Raw genomic sequence first — 15,885 nt, 5'->3', positions numbered from 1 at the left:
ATCATAAAATGGAAATTGCGGAGACGGATTTCATTGTCCAATCGAAAATCCCGCCCATAGATACCTCGGAACCTGTTACAGCCGTTTACCAGGCTTTTGCCGGCAAAATCATGCAAAAACGGCCAGTTTCCGCATTTTCATTATTATATTATTCTAACATCACCCTATACCGATATCAATTTAATATTTTTATGGTAGTGATAAGGAATCCTTAACAGAGTGCTTGTTTTTATGCATTTTTCTTCATGAACATACTATCAATATACCAAAGGACGTGTATGCGATGTATAGAAAATTCAGGGAATCCTCCCCTTCTCCATCCTCCAGACCGTATGTCAAACGCATGGCAGCGATCGCTGTCAGCCTGTCACTGTTGACAGTCCCGCTGTCGGCCTCGGCCTATGCCGAAAGCCTTAAGCAGCGCGCTGTTCCTTATGCAGTTGCACAGGCAGCAGCTATACAGGAGGACCAGGCTTTCCGGATTGTGGCCCTTGGCGATTCCCTGACAGTAGGCTATGAGTTTGGCATGGAACACCAGGCAAATCCGATTCCATATGGCTACGTCGAACGTGTATACGAGCAGGCCCTGTTCCAGGGCTTCCGAACAGAGGTTGCCAATTACGGCATTCTGGGCTTGAAGACGGCTGGACTGGAACGGCTGGTAAGCGCCGCCGCAGAGAGCAGACCACTCACAGGCGCAGAGGTGCAGACGGGTCTTCCTGATCCCCGCGGGTCCGATAAAGTCGCAGCTTCAGCAGCCGAAATCAGGGATCAGCTCCAGCAGGCCGACCTGGTTATCCTTACGATTGGCTCAAATGATTTCTCACCCATGATAGAACTTATCAAGTCCGGCAAGTCACGGGAAGAAACGGATGCCTGGATCAACAGCATGCTATCTGAATTCGACCTTTCCTTCTCCGCCGCCTTGAGCAGCATTCTGGCTATCAATCCCAAAGCACAGGTTGTGGCCGCTGATCTGTACTCACCGCTTCCTAATAATAAGCTGCTTGGTGTACAGGAATCGGATTATCGCTATGTACAAGAGGTTTCAGCAAAGTTCCGTGATAAGCTGAATGAGCTCAGCGGGCGGTATACAGCGGATGGGTACAGGGTTAAACCGGCCTATGTCGGGGAATCCTTTATTAATAATGAAACGAAGTATACAACTATAGTAGCTTCCAAGGGAAAAGATATTCACCCTACCCAAAGCGGGTATACGGCTATGGGTGAGGCTTTCGCCAAAGCAGTGTGGGGCGAGGTTCGCTCAGCCGCTCCAAGAGCTGCCGACAACCCCATCTCGGTTGTTGTAGGCGGCAAAGAGGTTATAACCCCCTTCAAGCCAATCGTCAAAAATGGCAGGTCGTATCTGGTTCTGCGGGATATTGCCGATGCCATGGGGGCGGAGACGTCATGGGATGCCTCATCCAAGACAGCTGCCATCAAGCTTGGAAGCCGGCAGGTTGCGCTCACCATCGGATCGAACCAAATGCTCGTAGACGGCAAGCCTGTCACGATTGATTCGCCGCCTTTCCTCCAGCGCTCGGGCAAAGAACAGAAGACCTATGTGCCGCTGGCCGTGCTTGCTGACGGGCTGGGTTATCAGGTTGTTTACCGGGCTCCAATAAAAACAGCATTCATTAATCCATAACATCGGACGTAGACTAGTGACAAGCACATTATGGTAACTAGAAGATAACGGAGCTTGGGCGAGCCTGTACAGAAATGACAAGCACCAGGCGCGCCCGCTTCCGCCTTAATACTCGGTGCGCAGCGCTTCCAGCTGTTGGATACTGCGGTCAGCCCAGCGCCTTAGTCTGCCCAGACCTGCGAGTTCTGACTCCAGGGCGCCGAGAAGCGACTCCCGGTAGTCCGGAATCTGCCCGCTGTACGGCTGTAAATCCTTGAATACCGCCAGTGCTTTTTCCGTATAGCTTAGTGCCCGTCGTTCATGAAACATCGGTACATCCGGATCGTAAGGATTGTGAAGATCGCCCTGCTCAGGATGCTTCACAACGGCAAGCACCTTGACAACTGCACGAGGGCCGCTGATTTCCGTAACTTCTCCAATATAGACACCGGATTTGTAATTCATCCTGACGATCTGGCCCGGTACGGGAAAATCTTTCGCCGATTGGCTCATCTTTTTGCCCCTTTCATTCGTATAAATGAAGTAGTTTCATTCTATTGTACCTCATTTTTCAAATTCTTTAGAATAACTTAAGCGGCCAAGGCGCTGCGGAAGGGGCGAACCACCTTGTCAATCGGCATTTCCTCCCGTAATATGGTATTAGGAAAAGTAGGTGAGACGATGCGTAAGAAAAGAGTGCTTCTGCTCTCTGAGGGGTTCGGTTCCGGACATACCCAAGCCGCTTATGCGCTGGCCGTTGGCATCAAGCAGCTCAATCCTGATATTCAGACCCGCGTAATCGAGCTCGGTAAATTTCTTAACCCGGTGCTGGGTCCCTGGATCGTATCAGCATACCGCAAAACCGTCAGCAAACAACCCAAGCTGGTCGGCATGATGTACCGGACGAACTACAAACGTTCGCTGAACCGCTTCACGCAGCTGGCGCTGCACCGGATATTTTACACACACACCTCTCAAGTCATCGCGCAGCTTAAGCCCGATCTGATCGTGTGTACACATCCCGTGCCCAATGCTGTCGTCGGGCGGCTCAAGCGCCTTGGCCTGAATGTGCCGCTATATACGCTAATTACAGACTACGATGCTCACGGCACCTGGACCAATGCCGAAGTGACCAAATACCTGGTCTCCACGCCCATTGTCAAACGCAAGCTTATGGCTCACGGTATTCCAGCAGCGCGGATTGAAGTAACAGGCATCCCCGTCCACCCGACGTTCTGGACGACATTTGACCGTAACGAAATCCAGCGTCAATTCGACCTCAAGCCCATGCCGACTGTCCTTGTTATGGGCGGAGGCTGGGGGCTGCTGCAGGACAATGACTTGTTCGAATATATGGCCCGCTACCGGGAGAAGGTACAGCTGATCTTCTGCGTAGGAAGCAACGAGAAGGTTCGTGAGCAGATGGCTTCCAATCCGCTGTTCCAGCATACCAACATCAAGATTCTGGGATTCACTCGAGAAGTCAGCAAGCTGATGGACGTATCGGATCTGCTCATCACCAAGCCTGGCGGCATGACATGTACCGAGGGACTCAGTAAAGGTATCCCAATGCTGTTCTATGAGCCGATTCCCGGGCAAGAGGAAGAGAACTGCGAATACTTCATCCGCAACGGATTTGGCGAGATGCTGGACAGCAGACAGACGATAGACAAATGGCTTACGCTAATTCAGGAGCCTTATGCCACTGTGCAGTTCCGCAGAACCCTGATGTCCAAGCGCAACCAACAATATAACCCGGAACAATGCTCCCGCGCCGTACTGCAGATGATGCAGTAACCGGCGCTTTTCTTTTATACAGGCTCCACATGGAAGCCTGAGAACGTATGTATGCCGTTGTGAGGGTGAAGCATGCAGGTGCGGGTAAACATATAGATATACTAAACTGGAGGCGATAGTTGATATGGCTCAACCACTGGACGGCAAAACAATCATTCTGCGTATCGAGCTTGACACGCAGCAGGCTGCATTCGGGCAGGCTGCTGGTGCAATTGAGCAAGCTGGCGGTGATCTTGTTGCAATCGACGTAATCGAAACCGGACGTGACCGGACGGTTCGTGACCTCACGGTTAAAGTAAACGATACAGCGGCGGTGCCTGCCATCAAGGAAGCGCTCGGCGCGATGCCCGGCATCCGGCTGGTTAATGTATCCGACCGTACATTCCTGCTTCATCTGGGCGGCAAAATCACCGTCCAGCCCAAGACGCCGATCCAGAACCGTGATGATCTCTCACGGGTCTATACACCGGAAGTGGCCCGCGTCTGCCAGGCCATTCATGAAGACCCTGCCAAGGCATTCACATTAACCGTTAAGCGGAACACGGTCGCCGTTGTCTCTGATGGCAGCGCCGTACTCGGCCTTGGGAATATCGGCCCGCATGCCGCCATGCCCGTCATGGAAGGCAAGGCCATGCTGTTCAAGCAGTTTGCCGATGTGGATGCCTTTCCCCTCTGCCTGGATACACAGGATACCGAATCGATAATCGCTGCGGTCAAGGCCATTGCCCCCGGATTCGGCGGCATTAACCTGGAAGATATCGCGGCTCCGAGATGCTTCGAGATCGAGCAGCGGCTCCGTCAGGAGCTCGACATTCCGGTATTCCATGATGACCAGCACGGCACGGCCGTCGTCCTGTATGCCGGTCTGCTTAATGCCCTTAAGCTTACAGGGCGCAAGCTTGAGGACGCCAAGATCGTCGTCTGCGGAATCGGGGCGGCGGGGACGGCTTGTACCAAGATGCTGCTGGCCGGTGGTGCCCGTGACATCGTAGGCGTGGATAAAGAAGGCATTCTCACTGCTGGCAAGGAGTACGCCCATCCGATGTGGAAGTGGTATGCCGAGAACACGAACCCCCGCGGAATAAGCGGCAGTCTGGCCGATGCCGTTAAGGGGGCGGACGTATTCATTGGCGTATCCTCCGGCAAACTGCTGAAGCGAGAGCACATCATCTCCATGGCAGAAGACCCCATCGTATTTGCTATGGCCAACCCCGAGCCAGAAATCCGGCCTGAGGAGGCGGAGGATCTCGTTGCCGTATTCGCCACAGGACGCTCGGATTATCCCAATCAGATTAATAACGTTCTGTGCTTCCCGGGTATTTTCCGGGGCGCCCTGGACTGCCGTGCTTCGGAGATCAACGAGCCGATGAAGCTGGCAGCGGCTGAAGCGATTGCTGCCGTCATCGATCCCGAGGAGCTCAACCGGTTCTATATTATACCAAGTGTATTCAACAGCCGGGTGGTCAGCGAGGTGCGCCGGCGGGTCATCCAAGCCGCCTTGGCAAGCGGTGCCGCACGCCGCACGCCCCGCGAATGAGCCGCCATTCCTGAATAGAATGCCCAGCAGCTGCAAAAAGAAGGGGTGAACTGGATAATCCAGTCACCCCTAAGCTGTTTCCTTACCCCTAGTTCATTACACTTCCGCCATAGAGGAAGCGGTGTTCCCAATGGTTCCCGCCGATTCTGTCAATCCGAACCCCTCCCGATGCTTTCGAGTACGTATGAAGAATCTGTCCGTCTCCCAGATAGAGAGCCACATGAGTAATCGTCGCCGTGTCCTTGTTCACAGAGCTGTAATTAGAAGCACTCGAGCCCTTGTAGCTCATGAAGAACAGGAGGTCCCCCCGCTTAAGCTGGCTTAGTGATTTACTGTCCGTTCCAAGCTGCTTCACATAGGCGCCCTGCCTGCGGGAATCAGCCGGAAGCGTTAAGCCAGCTCCATCGATGAACATCTGGCGTATCAAGTCGGAGCAGTCGAAGGTTGCCGTTGTGCTGCGGCTCGAGCCGTATTCGTACGGTGTGCCCAGGTAGCCCATTCCTGCCGCTACTACATTCTCGATAACAGCTGTACTGCCTACTGCTGCAGCCGGTGATGAAGCCGGTACCGACACCGGATTAGATACCGGGGCAGAGACTGGGGCTTGTACCGCTTCCCCATCCGTCAATTTGATGTAATGGCTGCTTGTACTGGTATATCCGGTAACACCGCTGCTGTCCTTCACTTGATACCAGTAGCTGTTTGGCTTGCCAATAACCGTCACAGCTTCCCCGCTCTTAAGATAGCGAATGCGCTCTGCACTTGTTGACGGGCTTGTCCGGAAAGACACCGAGTTTACGACAACTGCGTTCCCTCCTGACGAGGCTGGTGCAGCAGCCGTTTCACGGACGGCTGTCTCCGTTACTTGCGTATACTTGCTCTGAGCCGATATATATCCAATGACACCTTCTCCGTCCTTTACTTGAAACCAATAAGCATTCGGCTGGCTCAGAACGGCTACCTTCTCGCCTTTCTTGAGATAGCGGATGAAACTGCCGTTAACGCTTGGCTTCCCTCTGAAGCTTACGCTGTTTACGATTTCCGCCTGGGCGGCTTGTGCCGCTTGTGCTGTTAAGGGTGCCGAAAGGGCGCAGGACGCTGCTACAGCAAGTGTGAGAAATATCGATGTCACTTTTTTCATATGAATGTATCCTCCAAGTTGTCGATTTATCTTCCGTAAGGTTCTTTCCTTTCCATGCCTATCCGCCTGATGTCTGTCATGTCTGCTAACCTTCGTTCTCCATCGCAAATGAAGGCTGCCGGAATAATCAGGATTGGTCTGTTCCTCACTTCCCCTCTTAGGCTGTCCTGAGCTGGACCGCTTGTCTGTTAGCTCTAATTCTATTTCCACAAGTTCCACAGAGCATCCAACGGGAGCCCTAATTCCCAGCAGCCCCACATCATGCCTGTTTCAAAAGAAGCTGTGATGGTTAAACAACCAAATGATAGACATTTGAAACACCAAACCGCCAAAAAAAAGCGGAATACCGGGAAAAACTGTCCTTCTGATCGAAGTTTTCCAACTATCCCATTCATCCCTTCAAGCTAGGACTAAAGTGCCGTTACCAGCAGACAGCTCCGGGACTTGGTTGCATTTACCACCTGTCAGGCAGACGCTACAACCCCCGCCCTTTCCCATACATTTCAAGCTTATGCGGCAGCAAAAAGAGCCCCTTGAATAGTTCATCGGCATAATCCGCTAAGGATTCCAATGTCTACTCAAGGGACTTTCTGTTAATCCAGTAAATTGCTGCTTTGCCGAGCAAAACAGCAGCAGTCTAGTGCGGCTCCGGCTTCCTGACGGCCTCTTCCATAACATGCGGCTCTACATGAACATGGACATTCAATATATTGTGCTCGCCTTCCATCCGTTTCTCAATCTCATCACTAATACGATGGCTTTCGATGAGAGACAGGCTGGGATCTACCTGGACAATCACATCAATCAGCACATTACTGCCGTGGACTCTAGCCTTGATATCCTTGATAGATCGGACCCCCTTCGTCCCCTCGATCGTCATTCGCAGGTTATTCAGCTGATTGACATCAAATCCGTCTGTCAGCGCGTGGGTAGAGCTGTGGAAGATCTCCCATGCCGTCTTGCAGATGATGACGCCGACCGCCAAAGCCGCTACCGGGTCCATCCACGGCAATCCGAACTGAGAGCCGATAACACCGATTGCAGCCCCCACCCCCACGAGCGCATCCGCGAGGTTATCCTTTGCAGCAGCCATTAAGGCCTGGTTCTCAATCCGCTTCGCAAGCCGGCGGTTGTACCAATACACCCCCAGCATACATGCGGAGGCCGCCAGTGCAATCCAGGCCGAGTTCAGGTCAGGGACGGCCTTCGCCTCCGCGAACAGGGAACGCACCGCACCGATCAATACCTGTATACCAACAGTCGCCATAATGAAGGAGGCTACCATTGCCGCGATGGTCTCCGCCCTGAAGTGGCCGTAGGGATGATCCTGGTCCGGCGGCTTTTGAGAGATTCGGAGACCGATTAAGACAGCCGTAGACGCTATGATATCGGTCAGGTTATTGAACCCGTCGGCTACGAGTGCACTGGAGAGAAACCAGTAGCCTGCCGCAAGCTTGACTGATGACAGAACCAGGTAAGCCGAAATACTAACCCATGCTCCGCGTTCTCCAGCCTTAATCTTCTGATATTGATCCAGCTTCCCCGCCTCCGATCCAAGCTTTTTCCAATATCGGTATCATACCTGACGATTCCTGTGTGGGTCTAGAGAAACAGTGTTGCCGCTGCCCCAGCATTATGTAACAGGGCAATTTGTTTGCCCCTAATCAACTTTCCCTCTTCTCTGACCCCAATGCTGCCCTACAACTAATCAGGATTCCCAAATTCTTATATTTCACACGTCTATTACGAGTCAAAAAAGGAGGGCGGCTGACAAAAGGGAATTCCCTCCTGCTGCTGCCCTCCTTCAATATTCTCTTCGCTATAAAACGATCACGCCGGTTAACGATGACCGCCGTCGTCCTCGTCATCCTTCTTCGCATACTTAGCATCCGCCGTAATAGCCGACAGTTCATCCCCGCAGCCTATACAGTAGCGTGCGGCCATATCGTTCTCCGCCCCGCAGCGGCTGCATATGACACGGATTTCGGCCGCCGAGGTATCCGGGGCCTTCTCCTGCTGCTCCTCCGGAAACTTCTTGCCGCACTCCGGGCAGTAGCGTACGCTGACTGGGACAACCGTCTCACAGCCGGTACAAGTCTTCTCCAGCTTGATATCCTTAATCTTCGTCTGGATTTCCGCAATCTCTTGTTCGAGTCCGGTAAGCTCGGCACAGTAATCCATAACTTCTTCCTCGGAGGTCGAGACGTCGCCTGCTATATAAGATCTGTAGACCGATTGGCCAATACGGGCATAAAGCTTATCCATCTCCTTCTCTCTGGAGGAAATCTGAGATTTCAGCCGGGTGATCTCAACGGTCTGCTCCACCTTGCGGGCCGCCTCGGAGGCACCCTGCTTCATGCGCTCGAACAAAGACATGCTTCACTACCCCTTCTCTTAAGGACGAAATTTCATAAGTTATTACCCGCTTGCAGCCGCTCTGAATCGGCTGGTCAGCTTCCTGCTGACTGACTATGCGGAATACGCCCGCTCCCGGAGTTCCTTAATCTCACTGCTCTCCAGGTACTCGTCATAGGTCATCATCCGGTCGATGACGCCATTTGGTGTAATCTCGATAATCCGGTTTGCAATGGTCTGCACAAACTGATGGTCATGCGAGGTGAAGAGCAGCGTGCCGTCAAAATCAATCAGGCCGTTGTTAAGCGCCGTGATCGACTCCAGATCCAAGTGGTTCGTCGGCTCATCCATCAGCAGGACGTTAGCACCCGAGAGCATCGCCTTCGACAGCATGCAGCGAACCTTCTCGCCGCCGGAGAGGACATTCGCCTTCTTGAGCGCCTCGTCCCCCGAGAACAGCATGCGGCCCAGGAAGCCGCGGATGAAGGATTCATCCTGGTCCTTCGAATACTGGCGCAGCCAATCCACCAGGGTCATCTCCACGCCGTCGAAGTAAGCAGAGTTATCCTTCGGGAAGTATGCCTGGGTCGTTGTAATACCCCACTGGTACGTGCCGGCATCCGGCTCTACTTCACCCGTGAGAATCTGGAACAAGAGCGTCTTCGGCAGCGAATCCGGACCGACGAGCGCAATCTTGTCGCCCTTGTTCACCGTCAGGGTAAGATTGTCAATCAGCTTCGTACCGTCAATCGACTTTGTAAGACCTTCTGCGAGCAGCAGCTGCTTGCCAGCCTCGCGCTCAGGCTTGAAGTTAATGAACGGATACTTGCGGTTGGACGGACGAATGTCGTCGAGCGAGATTTTATCAAGCAGCTTCTTACGGGAGGTCGCCTGCTTCGCCTTGGACTTGTTCGCGCTGAAACGCTGAATAAACGCCTGCAGCTCCTTGATCTTGTCTTCCTTCTTCTTGTTCTGGTCGCGCATCAGCTGCAGTGCCAGCTGGCTGGACTCATACCAGAAGTCATAGTTGCCGACATACATCTGTATCTTGCCGAAATCGATGTCGGCGATATGCGTACAAACCGTATTCAGGAAGTGACGGTCATGGGATACAACGATAACCGTTCCTTCGTACCCCGCCAGGAAATTCTCCAGCCATTCAATCGACTGCATATCCAGATGGTTGGTAGGCTCATCGAGCAGCAGGATCTGCGGGTTGCCGAACAGCGCTTGAGCAAGCAGGACACGGACCTTCTCATTGCCGTCCAGCTCGTTCATCTGCCGGTCATGCATCTCAGTCGGGATACCCAGGCCATTCAGCATCGCCGCCGCTTCTGACTCCGCTTCCCAGCCGTTCATCTCGGCAAATTCGGCTTCCAGCTCGCCTGCACGCATGCCGTCCTCATCGGTGAAGTCGGCCTTCATGTAGATGGCATCCTTCTCCTTCATCACCTCGTACAGCTTCTTATAGCCCATAATAACGGTATCCAGAACCTTGAACTCATCGTATTCATAGTGGTTCTGCTTCAGCACTGCGATCCGTTCGCCCGGTGTGATATGCACATCGCCGTTGGTCGGCTCGATCTCACCGGAGAGAATCTTGAGGAATGTCGACTTTCCCGCACCATTGGCGCCAATCAGGCCGTAACAGTTGCCGGGGGTAAACTTAATATTCACATCTTCAAAGAGTGCGCGCTTGCCGTAGCGAAGCGTTACTCCACTTGTACTTATCATGTTATAAATCCCGTCCTTATGTTCAAAATCTTGTTCATCCTATCATTATAGCATAAGGCAGCAGGCCAGAACCACGCCCCAGCTTGTACTTCTTCAGCCAAAAACAAGCATCCCGCCTGCCGGCAGCCGGTAAGCGGAATGCTTGATCTCTATATTTCACCCGGAACCTTGAACCTTCAGTCCCAGTTGAGCTTCACTTCACTGCCCGTACGGGATGATTCATAGATCGCGCTGAGTATCCGGTTATTCGTATAGCCGGAAAGCGCGGATGTGATCGGTTCCTTGTTCTCCCGGATGCATTCAATGAAATGGCGGCCCAGCAGGGTTCTGTCATCCTCCCCGCCAAGCGGCTCCACCTCGGTCTCCACAATCTGGTCAAATGCATGATGGACCAGCATCCCCCGGCCGCCGATCATAGCTCCACCCGCTTCCGTGCCCATCAGATGGATGAACGGCTCTTCAGACATGCCGGCCGCGTGTGCCGCCCAGCTGACTTCGAGCGACAGCGTGGCGCCGTTGTCCATCTTGATCAAGGCAGTTGCCAGATCCTCGACATCATAATATCCATCCCAGTTAGGCGTGCCCCAGGTGCCGATTCCCTTGCGCTGCGGACCGAATTCCGCGTATGTCGTGCCGTAGACGGATACCGGCTTCGGGCTGCCCATCAGATACAGTGCAAGATCCAGCATATGAACACCAATGTCGATAAGGGGGCCGCCTCCGGCCTCATTCATGCGCGTAAACCAGGAGCCCCAGCCGGGAATCCCTTTCTTGCGCATCCACCCTGCCTTCGCATTATAAATTCGCCCAAGGCCGCCCTTGTCAATGTGCTGCTTAAGCGCACGGCTTAACCCCGTCCACCGCATCTGGTGGCCAAGCATCAGGATTCTGCCGGACTGCTCCTTCGCCTCAAGAATCTCGCGCGCCGAGTCCGCACTGTTGGCCATCGGCTTCTCCAGCAGCACATGCTTGCCCTGGCGAAGCGCTTCAATAGCCAGCGGTGCGTGATGCTTATTCGGAACTGCGACCACAACCGCATCAATCTCGGGGTCTTCCAGCATATGCTGAGGGCTCTGGTGGATAACAGGTATGGAATGCTCCTTCGCCCGCTGCTCGGCGAGCGGAAGATAAGCGTCTGTAACGCTTGCGAGTGTAACGTCAGGTATCCGTCCGAATACTTCCATATGGACATTACCGATGGCACCTGCACCGATAATACCCAGTCGTATCGTAGATGACATGGGTACAGATCCTCCCTTAACAAAGTTCATCGTTCATTCTATTATAACGTTCTGTGCCGCCCGGCCACCATGTCGGGGATTGGCGTTGTTGTCTGCTTTTTTAGCCCTCATGACTGCCGTTCATTTTCCACGTCTCTCCATGAGGCAAAATGACCAGCTTGCTGGAAGGAATGTTCAGCTTCCCTCTTCCGGCCTCAAGCCTGTCAAGCGCCTCCCTTGGCGTATCATCCGCCAGCTTGAACGAGCCATAGTGCATAGGCACGAACCAGCCTGCCTTGGTATCGAGGAAGGCCTGCAGCGATTCCTCCGGCGAGACATGCTGCGGGCCCATGAACCACTCCGGATCGTAAGCGCCAATCGGCATCAGCGCAACGTCAATCTTGAAGCGCCGCCCTATCTCCGCGAAGCCCCGGAAATATCCGCTGTCGCCGGCAAAATAAATAACGGGAGAGGAAGGCACAACCGGACGGTCGTCATAGCTTCCAACCTGCGGCTCTTCCGGCACATCTACAGCCGGCTGCGAGGCAACGGCTGCCGCATGGGCGGCAGTCGGCTCAATTACCCAGCCGCCCCAATGCGATTTATTCATATCCCACGGGTTGCGCCGCGTCCAGTGCTGGGAAGGAACAAACGTAAACTTAAGCCCCCTTATCGTCACCGATTCCCACCACTCCAGCTCCTTGACCTTCATGAAGCCTTTGAACTGGAGCTTGCTCTTTAAGCCTCCCGGTACCAAAATCGTCTTGGAACCGCTGAGACGCCTTAAGGAGGATACACTCAAATGGTCATAATGCGAGTGTGACACTAAGACCACATCAACCGGCGGCATATCCTCAATGGCAACCCCCGGCGGTGCCATCCGTTTATGTAGGGCAAGCTGTGTGGACCACACCGGGTCCGTCACAATATTAAGACCCGAGTGCTGAATCAGGAAGGTGGAGTGACCGATCCACGTCAGCGCCGGCTCTGTACGGTTATGGTGCAGGTAAGTCAGGTCGGGCTTCACGTTTGGCACAACGTAGGTGTAATCCTTCTCCCTCGCCTTGCGCGCTCTCTCCTGACGCCATCTGTTGAAATGATTCATCGTTTTTTCCGTAAATACGGGGTCCAGGTTCACATAACGGTCTTTCCGCATACAGCCATTCCCTCCCGTAGAACGTTCTCGTTATAAGATATCAATTCGTCGCGCCCAGGGCAAATATGGCGGGTGTGCCAATAAACCTGCATATTTGGTATTCGCACCCGAATTGGTCTACACTAATAGTACGACTCTTCACCTAATCATAATGTTAAGGAAAGCAGACAGTAGGAGGTCTTCTACCATGAAGCTGTTATCAATCGAACCGACACCAAGCCCGAACTCAATGAAGCTTAATGTCGATGAAAAATGGCCCTCCGGCCGCAGGGCAACCTATTCGCTGGAGCAGAGGGACGAAGCCCCCGAGTTCTTCCGCAGGCTTCTCGCGATCGAAGGCGTACGGAGCGTTTTCCGCACTGCAGACTTCATCGCGCTCGACCGCAAGCCGGGCGCAGACTGGCAGCGTATCTTAAGCGACGCCCGGGGACTGTTCGAATCCGGAGATGAAGCTGGCGGTGAAGGCGGAGCGCAGCGGGCGGACGAGACGAATACCCGCTTTGGCGAGGCACACGTGCTCGTTCAGACCTACCGCGGCATCCCCATCCAAATTCGTGTCCGTATGGCGGAGCATGAGTCACGGCTAGCGCTGCCCGAACCATTCGGCAGAGCTGTCCGTGAAGCAGCCGGCGCCACCATGATTATGGAGCGTAAGTTGGAGGAATACGGCATCCGCTATGGAGAACCGGATGAGATTGCTGCTGAAGTTGCGCAGGAGCTTGCCGCCGCCTACCCCGAGGAGCGCCTCAACGGGCTCGTGGAAGCCGCCCGATTAGCTGCCCGAGATGAGAATAGCGAGACGGGAACGCCTGCAGTTCCAGTGCGTCCGCGGCCGCTCACAGCCGAAGAGCTCGCCGAAGCGCTGCGCAGCCCTGACTGGCAGACCCGCTATGCCGCTCTGGAGCGTACCCAGCCTACACCTGAGCTCCTGGCTCTGATTGCATCGGCACTTCACGATGAGAAAGCATCCATACGCCGTCTTGCGGTCGTATATTTAGGCGACCTGCGGATGCCGGAGGCCCTGCCCTACCTGTTCTCCGCACTCAAAGATAAGACACCGTCCGTCCGCCGGACAGCGGGCGACACCCTTTCCGATCTTGGCGATCCATCTGCAGTGGGGCCGATGATCGATTCGCTCCGTGATCCGAACAAGCTGGTCCGCTGGCGCGCAGCCCGGTTCCTCTATGAAGCCGGCGACGAAACAGCCCTCGAAGCCCTCCAGGAGGCTGCCAAAGACGAGGAATTCGAGGTTCGTCTGCAGGCTCAGATTGCACTTGAGCGCATCCAGCGCGGCGAAGAAGCCGCAGGCTCTGTATGGCAGCAGATGACCGCAAGCCGCAGCTCCAGCCAGACCAAGCCTTAAGGGTATTACCCAGTTATTAAACGGATACGACTATTAGAAAACGCCGCAGATTCTCATCATCTGCGGCGTTTCTCCGTTATTACCTGCTTAGTAAGCCGCCTTGCGCTCACTTGCTAGAATTCCGTTCATGCAGGATGAACGACAGCTCCAGCAGCACAGCCCCGTCCTTACCAATCGGCGAATAAGCGGCTTTGTAAGAGGCCATCCGGGGAATCTTCATCATGACAGCCTCCAGATCCTCCTTCAGCTGCCCGCCCTGCAGGTAACGAAGCTTGACGCCTGTCTTTCCTTCGCTGGCAGCCTGTTCAATCCGGCTCTGCAGGACAGCTGAAGTAGCCGCGGTATGCTCGGGCTTCAGCCACTTATAGCTCAGCGCCTCCTCCAGCTGATCGTAAAAGGCCGCTCTCGCCGGGTCTTCGGACCCCTTGCCGGCCAGCGCTTCAGCGTACGGCTCAGCCGATGCCGGATAGCCCTTCGTCCATTCATGGTCCTGGCGCATCTGCTTATCCGTCCGCAGGTAATAATCGTAACGAACCTGCCCCAACACATCAGGTACAGGATCATCCCAGGTGACATCGAGATGGTACCAGCTGCCGTCCAGCTGAACGAGATTCCAGGCATGCTCTCCGGTCGCAACCGTACCTTCAACAATCCGGACGGGTACACCCGCCGCGCTCAGCATCTTGTAGGCCAGCAGGGAGTAGCCCTGGCAGACCGCACTGCCGGTTCGCAGGGCCGAATAAGCGGTATAATTCTCAAGCTTGGTATCATAGGAAAGGCGAAGCACGATCCAATCGTGGATGGCCTTAACCTTCTGGTGTTCATTCATGCCCGGACGGATCAGCCGGCCAAGCACCTGTTCAATCTGCCGGTCCACTTCAGCCGTTTGTTCCAGCGTCTCCCGGTATTCCAGGCTCAGCTTCACCTTCGAGCTTCCGCCCCACGAACGGATGGAGTAAAAGTACGAATCAACGATATAGGCTGTATATTCATCCCGTGATATAGCCTGCCGGATGGTCTGCTTGATCCCCTCAGACAGCTCCTGCTTATCGCCTGTGTAGTCAAAATGCAGTACCTCGCTCCGCTTGCGCAGCGCAGCTTCGACCGAAGCTTCCAGCTCCTGCAGATCAGAGGCCGTCAAGGCTTCCGCATATACGGTAAACAGCTTGAACTCGCTGCCGCTTCCAGCCGCCCACAAGCACACCGTCATGCAGACGATTATTAGCGTTCTTAAGGGACGCCATCGTTTCATCTGAGCCCTCCCGAATTTTCCAGCTTTATCCCCATTATATCCAACTCCCGACAGTCTATAAAGGCAAGCTGCAATTCGTTAGACCGTATTCTGCCGCTAACATAATTATTCCCTCAAGTGACCAAACTAAGAAACGCATATTGTTGTGGGAGGTCGTGATTCGGGACTAAGGGCTGCCGCTGATGATCTTCGCGAGATCATCTTCCTGCCACATCTGATACAGGTAAATCAGCACAGCTACAGCAAGCATCATCAGATAAGGGATATATGCCGGGAGACCCCCGGTTCCCGCCAGCCCTATTTTTTGCTGGATTGGATACCAGGCAAAGGAGTAAATACCGTCCAAAATTACATTTACCACCAAATAGATCAGGAAACGCCCATACGTGAATTTGAATATCCAGATGGTTGCCACCAGATAAGCGGAGTAAACCCACGGCACCGGTACGATGTTATCCCAACCGAACAGCCCCTGCTCCTCCCACCATGTGAAATGATGGGCCGCCTGATAGACAAGCGAGTTAATAACGGTTACAAACCAGGCCACAGGAAGAAATCTTCTCAGTTCAGAACGCTCCAGGAAGAATAAAGACAACAGCGGGAAGACGAGCAGCGCCCACAGCACACTCTCTTTCAACAAAAGACCCTCTTTCACCATACCACCCCAAGCAACCAGCATTTCCCTTAGTATGGTGTAACATTA

13 protein-coding genes are annotated in these 15,885 nt (G+C 54.0%); 4 read left to right on the top strand and 9 right to left on the bottom strand.

Annotated features, from left to right (window positions below):
* The first annotated feature begins 283 nt into the window (after positions 1-283).
* Positions 284-1,648, top strand: a complete 1,365-nt coding sequence (locus DNH61_RS13330) for a stalk domain-containing protein (protein ID WP_111147139.1) — start codon at positions 284-286, stop codon at positions 1,646-1,648.
* 105 nt (positions 1,649-1,753) lie between these two features.
* On the opposite strand, the gene kapB is transcribed toward DNH61_RS13330, so the two are convergent.
* The gene (gene kapB, locus DNH61_RS13325) at positions 1,754-2,140 is read right to left on the bottom strand and encodes a sporulation phosphorelay system protein KapB (protein WP_111147138.1); all 387 of its coding nucleotides are present in this window, start codon (positions 2,138-2,140) and stop codon (positions 1,754-1,756) included.
* A 168-nt stretch (positions 2,141-2,308) separates the two neighbouring features.
* On the opposite strand from kapB, the gene DNH61_RS13320 reads away from it, so the two are divergent.
* Both DNH61_RS13320 and DNH61_RS13315 read left to right on the top strand, forming a co-directional pair.
* Complete coding sequence (locus DNH61_RS13320) at positions 2,309-3,424, top strand: MGDG synthase family glycosyltransferase (RefSeq protein WP_111147366.1); 1,116 nt, start codon at positions 2,309-2,311, stop codon at positions 3,422-3,424.
* Between the two features lie 124 nt (positions 3,425-3,548).
* A complete protein-coding gene (locus tag DNH61_RS13315) occupies positions 3,549-4,961 on the top strand; it encodes an NAD-dependent malic enzyme (RefSeq protein ID WP_111147137.1) in 1,413 nt (470 codons plus the stop codon).
* An 88-nt stretch (positions 4,962-5,049) separates the two neighbouring features.
* Here the strand turns inward: DNH61_RS13315 and DNH61_RS13310 are convergent, their stop codons facing one another.
* The 6 genes from DNH61_RS13310 to DNH61_RS13285 form a co-directional block, all read right to left on the bottom strand.
* Positions 5,050-6,102: a C40 family peptidase gene (locus DNH61_RS13310; RefSeq protein ID WP_111147136.1), complete on the bottom strand. Its 1,053-nt coding sequence runs from the start codon at positions 6,100-6,102 to the stop codon at positions 5,050-5,052.
* A 637-nt stretch (positions 6,103-6,739) separates the two neighbouring features.
* Positions 6,740-7,639, bottom strand: a complete 900-nt coding sequence (locus DNH61_RS13305; protein ID WP_111147135.1) for a cation diffusion facilitator family transporter — start codon at positions 7,637-7,639, stop codon at positions 6,740-6,742.
* 302 nt (positions 7,640-7,941) lie between these two features.
* On the bottom strand, positions 7,942-8,478 hold the full coding sequence (locus tag DNH61_RS13300; RefSeq protein ID WP_111147134.1) for a zinc ribbon domain-containing protein: 537 nt from the start codon (positions 8,476-8,478) through the stop codon (positions 7,942-7,944).
* Between the two features lie 93 nt (positions 8,479-8,571).
* Positions 8,572-10,191: an ABC-F family ATP-binding cassette domain-containing protein gene (locus DNH61_RS13295; protein ID WP_111147133.1), complete on the bottom strand. Its 1,620-nt coding sequence runs from the start codon at positions 10,189-10,191 to the stop codon at positions 8,572-8,574.
* A gap of 176 nt (positions 10,192-10,367) precedes the next feature.
* Positions 10,368-11,432: a Gfo/Idh/MocA family protein gene (locus DNH61_RS13290; protein WP_111147132.1), complete on the bottom strand. Its 1,065-nt coding sequence runs from the start codon at positions 11,430-11,432 to the stop codon at positions 10,368-10,370.
* A 100-nt stretch (positions 11,433-11,532) separates the two neighbouring features.
* Positions 11,533-12,567: an MBL fold metallo-hydrolase gene (locus DNH61_RS13285; protein ID WP_111147131.1), complete on the bottom strand. Its 1,035-nt coding sequence runs from the start codon at positions 12,565-12,567 to the stop codon at positions 11,533-11,535.
* A gap of 187 nt (positions 12,568-12,754) precedes the next feature.
* Here DNH61_RS13285 and DNH61_RS13280 point away from each other — a divergent pair, with 187 nt between their 5' ends.
* Positions 12,755-13,930: a conserved virulence factor C family protein gene (locus DNH61_RS13280; protein ID WP_111147130.1), complete on the top strand. Its 1,176-nt coding sequence runs from the start codon at positions 12,755-12,757 to the stop codon at positions 13,928-13,930.
* 106 nt (positions 13,931-14,036) lie between these two features.
* Here the strand turns inward: DNH61_RS13280 and DNH61_RS13275 are convergent, their stop codons facing one another.
* Positions 14,037-15,182: a transglutaminase domain-containing protein gene (locus DNH61_RS13275; RefSeq protein ID WP_111147129.1), complete on the bottom strand. Its 1,146-nt coding sequence runs from the start codon at positions 15,180-15,182 to the stop codon at positions 14,037-14,039.
* 166 nt (positions 15,183-15,348) lie between these two features.
* Positions 15,349-15,819, bottom strand: coding sequence for a hypothetical protein (locus tag DNH61_RS13270; RefSeq protein WP_245948167.1), 471 nt, complete (start codon positions 15,817-15,819; stop codon positions 15,349-15,351).
* Between the last annotated feature and the right edge of the window lie 66 nt (positions 15,820-15,885).

The sequence above is a fragment of the Paenibacillus sambharensis genome, from assembly GCF_003233845.1.
Classification (GTDB): domain Bacteria; phylum Bacillota; class Bacilli; order Paenibacillales; family Paenibacillaceae; genus Paenibacillus_I; species Paenibacillus_I sambharensis.
This window is presented reverse-complemented; position numbering and strand designations above follow the sequence as displayed.

Bases quoted from the DNA above. Each gene is read 5' to 3' on its own strand.
- DNH61_RS13295 (WP_111147133.1), bottom strand. From the start codon at position 10,191: ATGATAAGTACAAGTGGAGTAACGCTTCGCTACGGCAAGCGCGCACTC.
- DNH61_RS13290 (WP_111147132.1), bottom strand. From the start codon at position 11,432: ATGTCATCTACGATACGACTGGGTATTATCGGTGCAGGTGCCATCGGT.
- DNH61_RS13310 (WP_111147136.1), bottom strand. From the start codon at position 6,102: ATGAAAAAAGTGACATCGATATTTCTCACACTTGCTGTAGCAGCGTCC.
- DNH61_RS13315 (WP_111147137.1), top strand. From the start codon at position 3,549: ATGGCTCAACCACTGGACGGCAAAACAATCATTCTGCGTATCGAGCTT.
- DNH61_RS13275 (WP_111147129.1), bottom strand. From the start codon at position 15,182: ATGAAACGATGGCGTCCCTTAAGAACGCTAATAATCGTCTGCATGACG.
- DNH61_RS13285 (WP_111147131.1), bottom strand. From the start codon at position 12,567: ATGCGGAAAGACCGTTATGTGAACCTGGACCCCGTATTTACGGAAAAA.
- DNH61_RS13330 (WP_111147139.1), top strand. From the start codon at position 284: ATGTATAGAAAATTCAGGGAATCCTCCCCTTCTCCATCCTCCAGACCG.
- DNH61_RS13320 (WP_111147366.1), top strand. From the start codon at position 2,309: ATGCGTAAGAAAAGAGTGCTTCTGCTCTCTGAGGGGTTCGGTTCCGGA.
- kapB (WP_111147138.1), bottom strand. From the start codon at position 2,140: ATGAGCCAATCGGCGAAAGATTTTCCCGTACCGGGCCAGATCGTCAGG.
- DNH61_RS13300 (WP_111147134.1), bottom strand. From the start codon at position 8,478: ATGTCTTTGTTCGAGCGCATGAAGCAGGGTGCCTCCGAGGCGGCCCGC.
- DNH61_RS13280 (WP_111147130.1), top strand. From the start codon at position 12,755: ATGAAGCTGTTATCAATCGAACCGACACCAAGCCCGAACTCAATGAAG.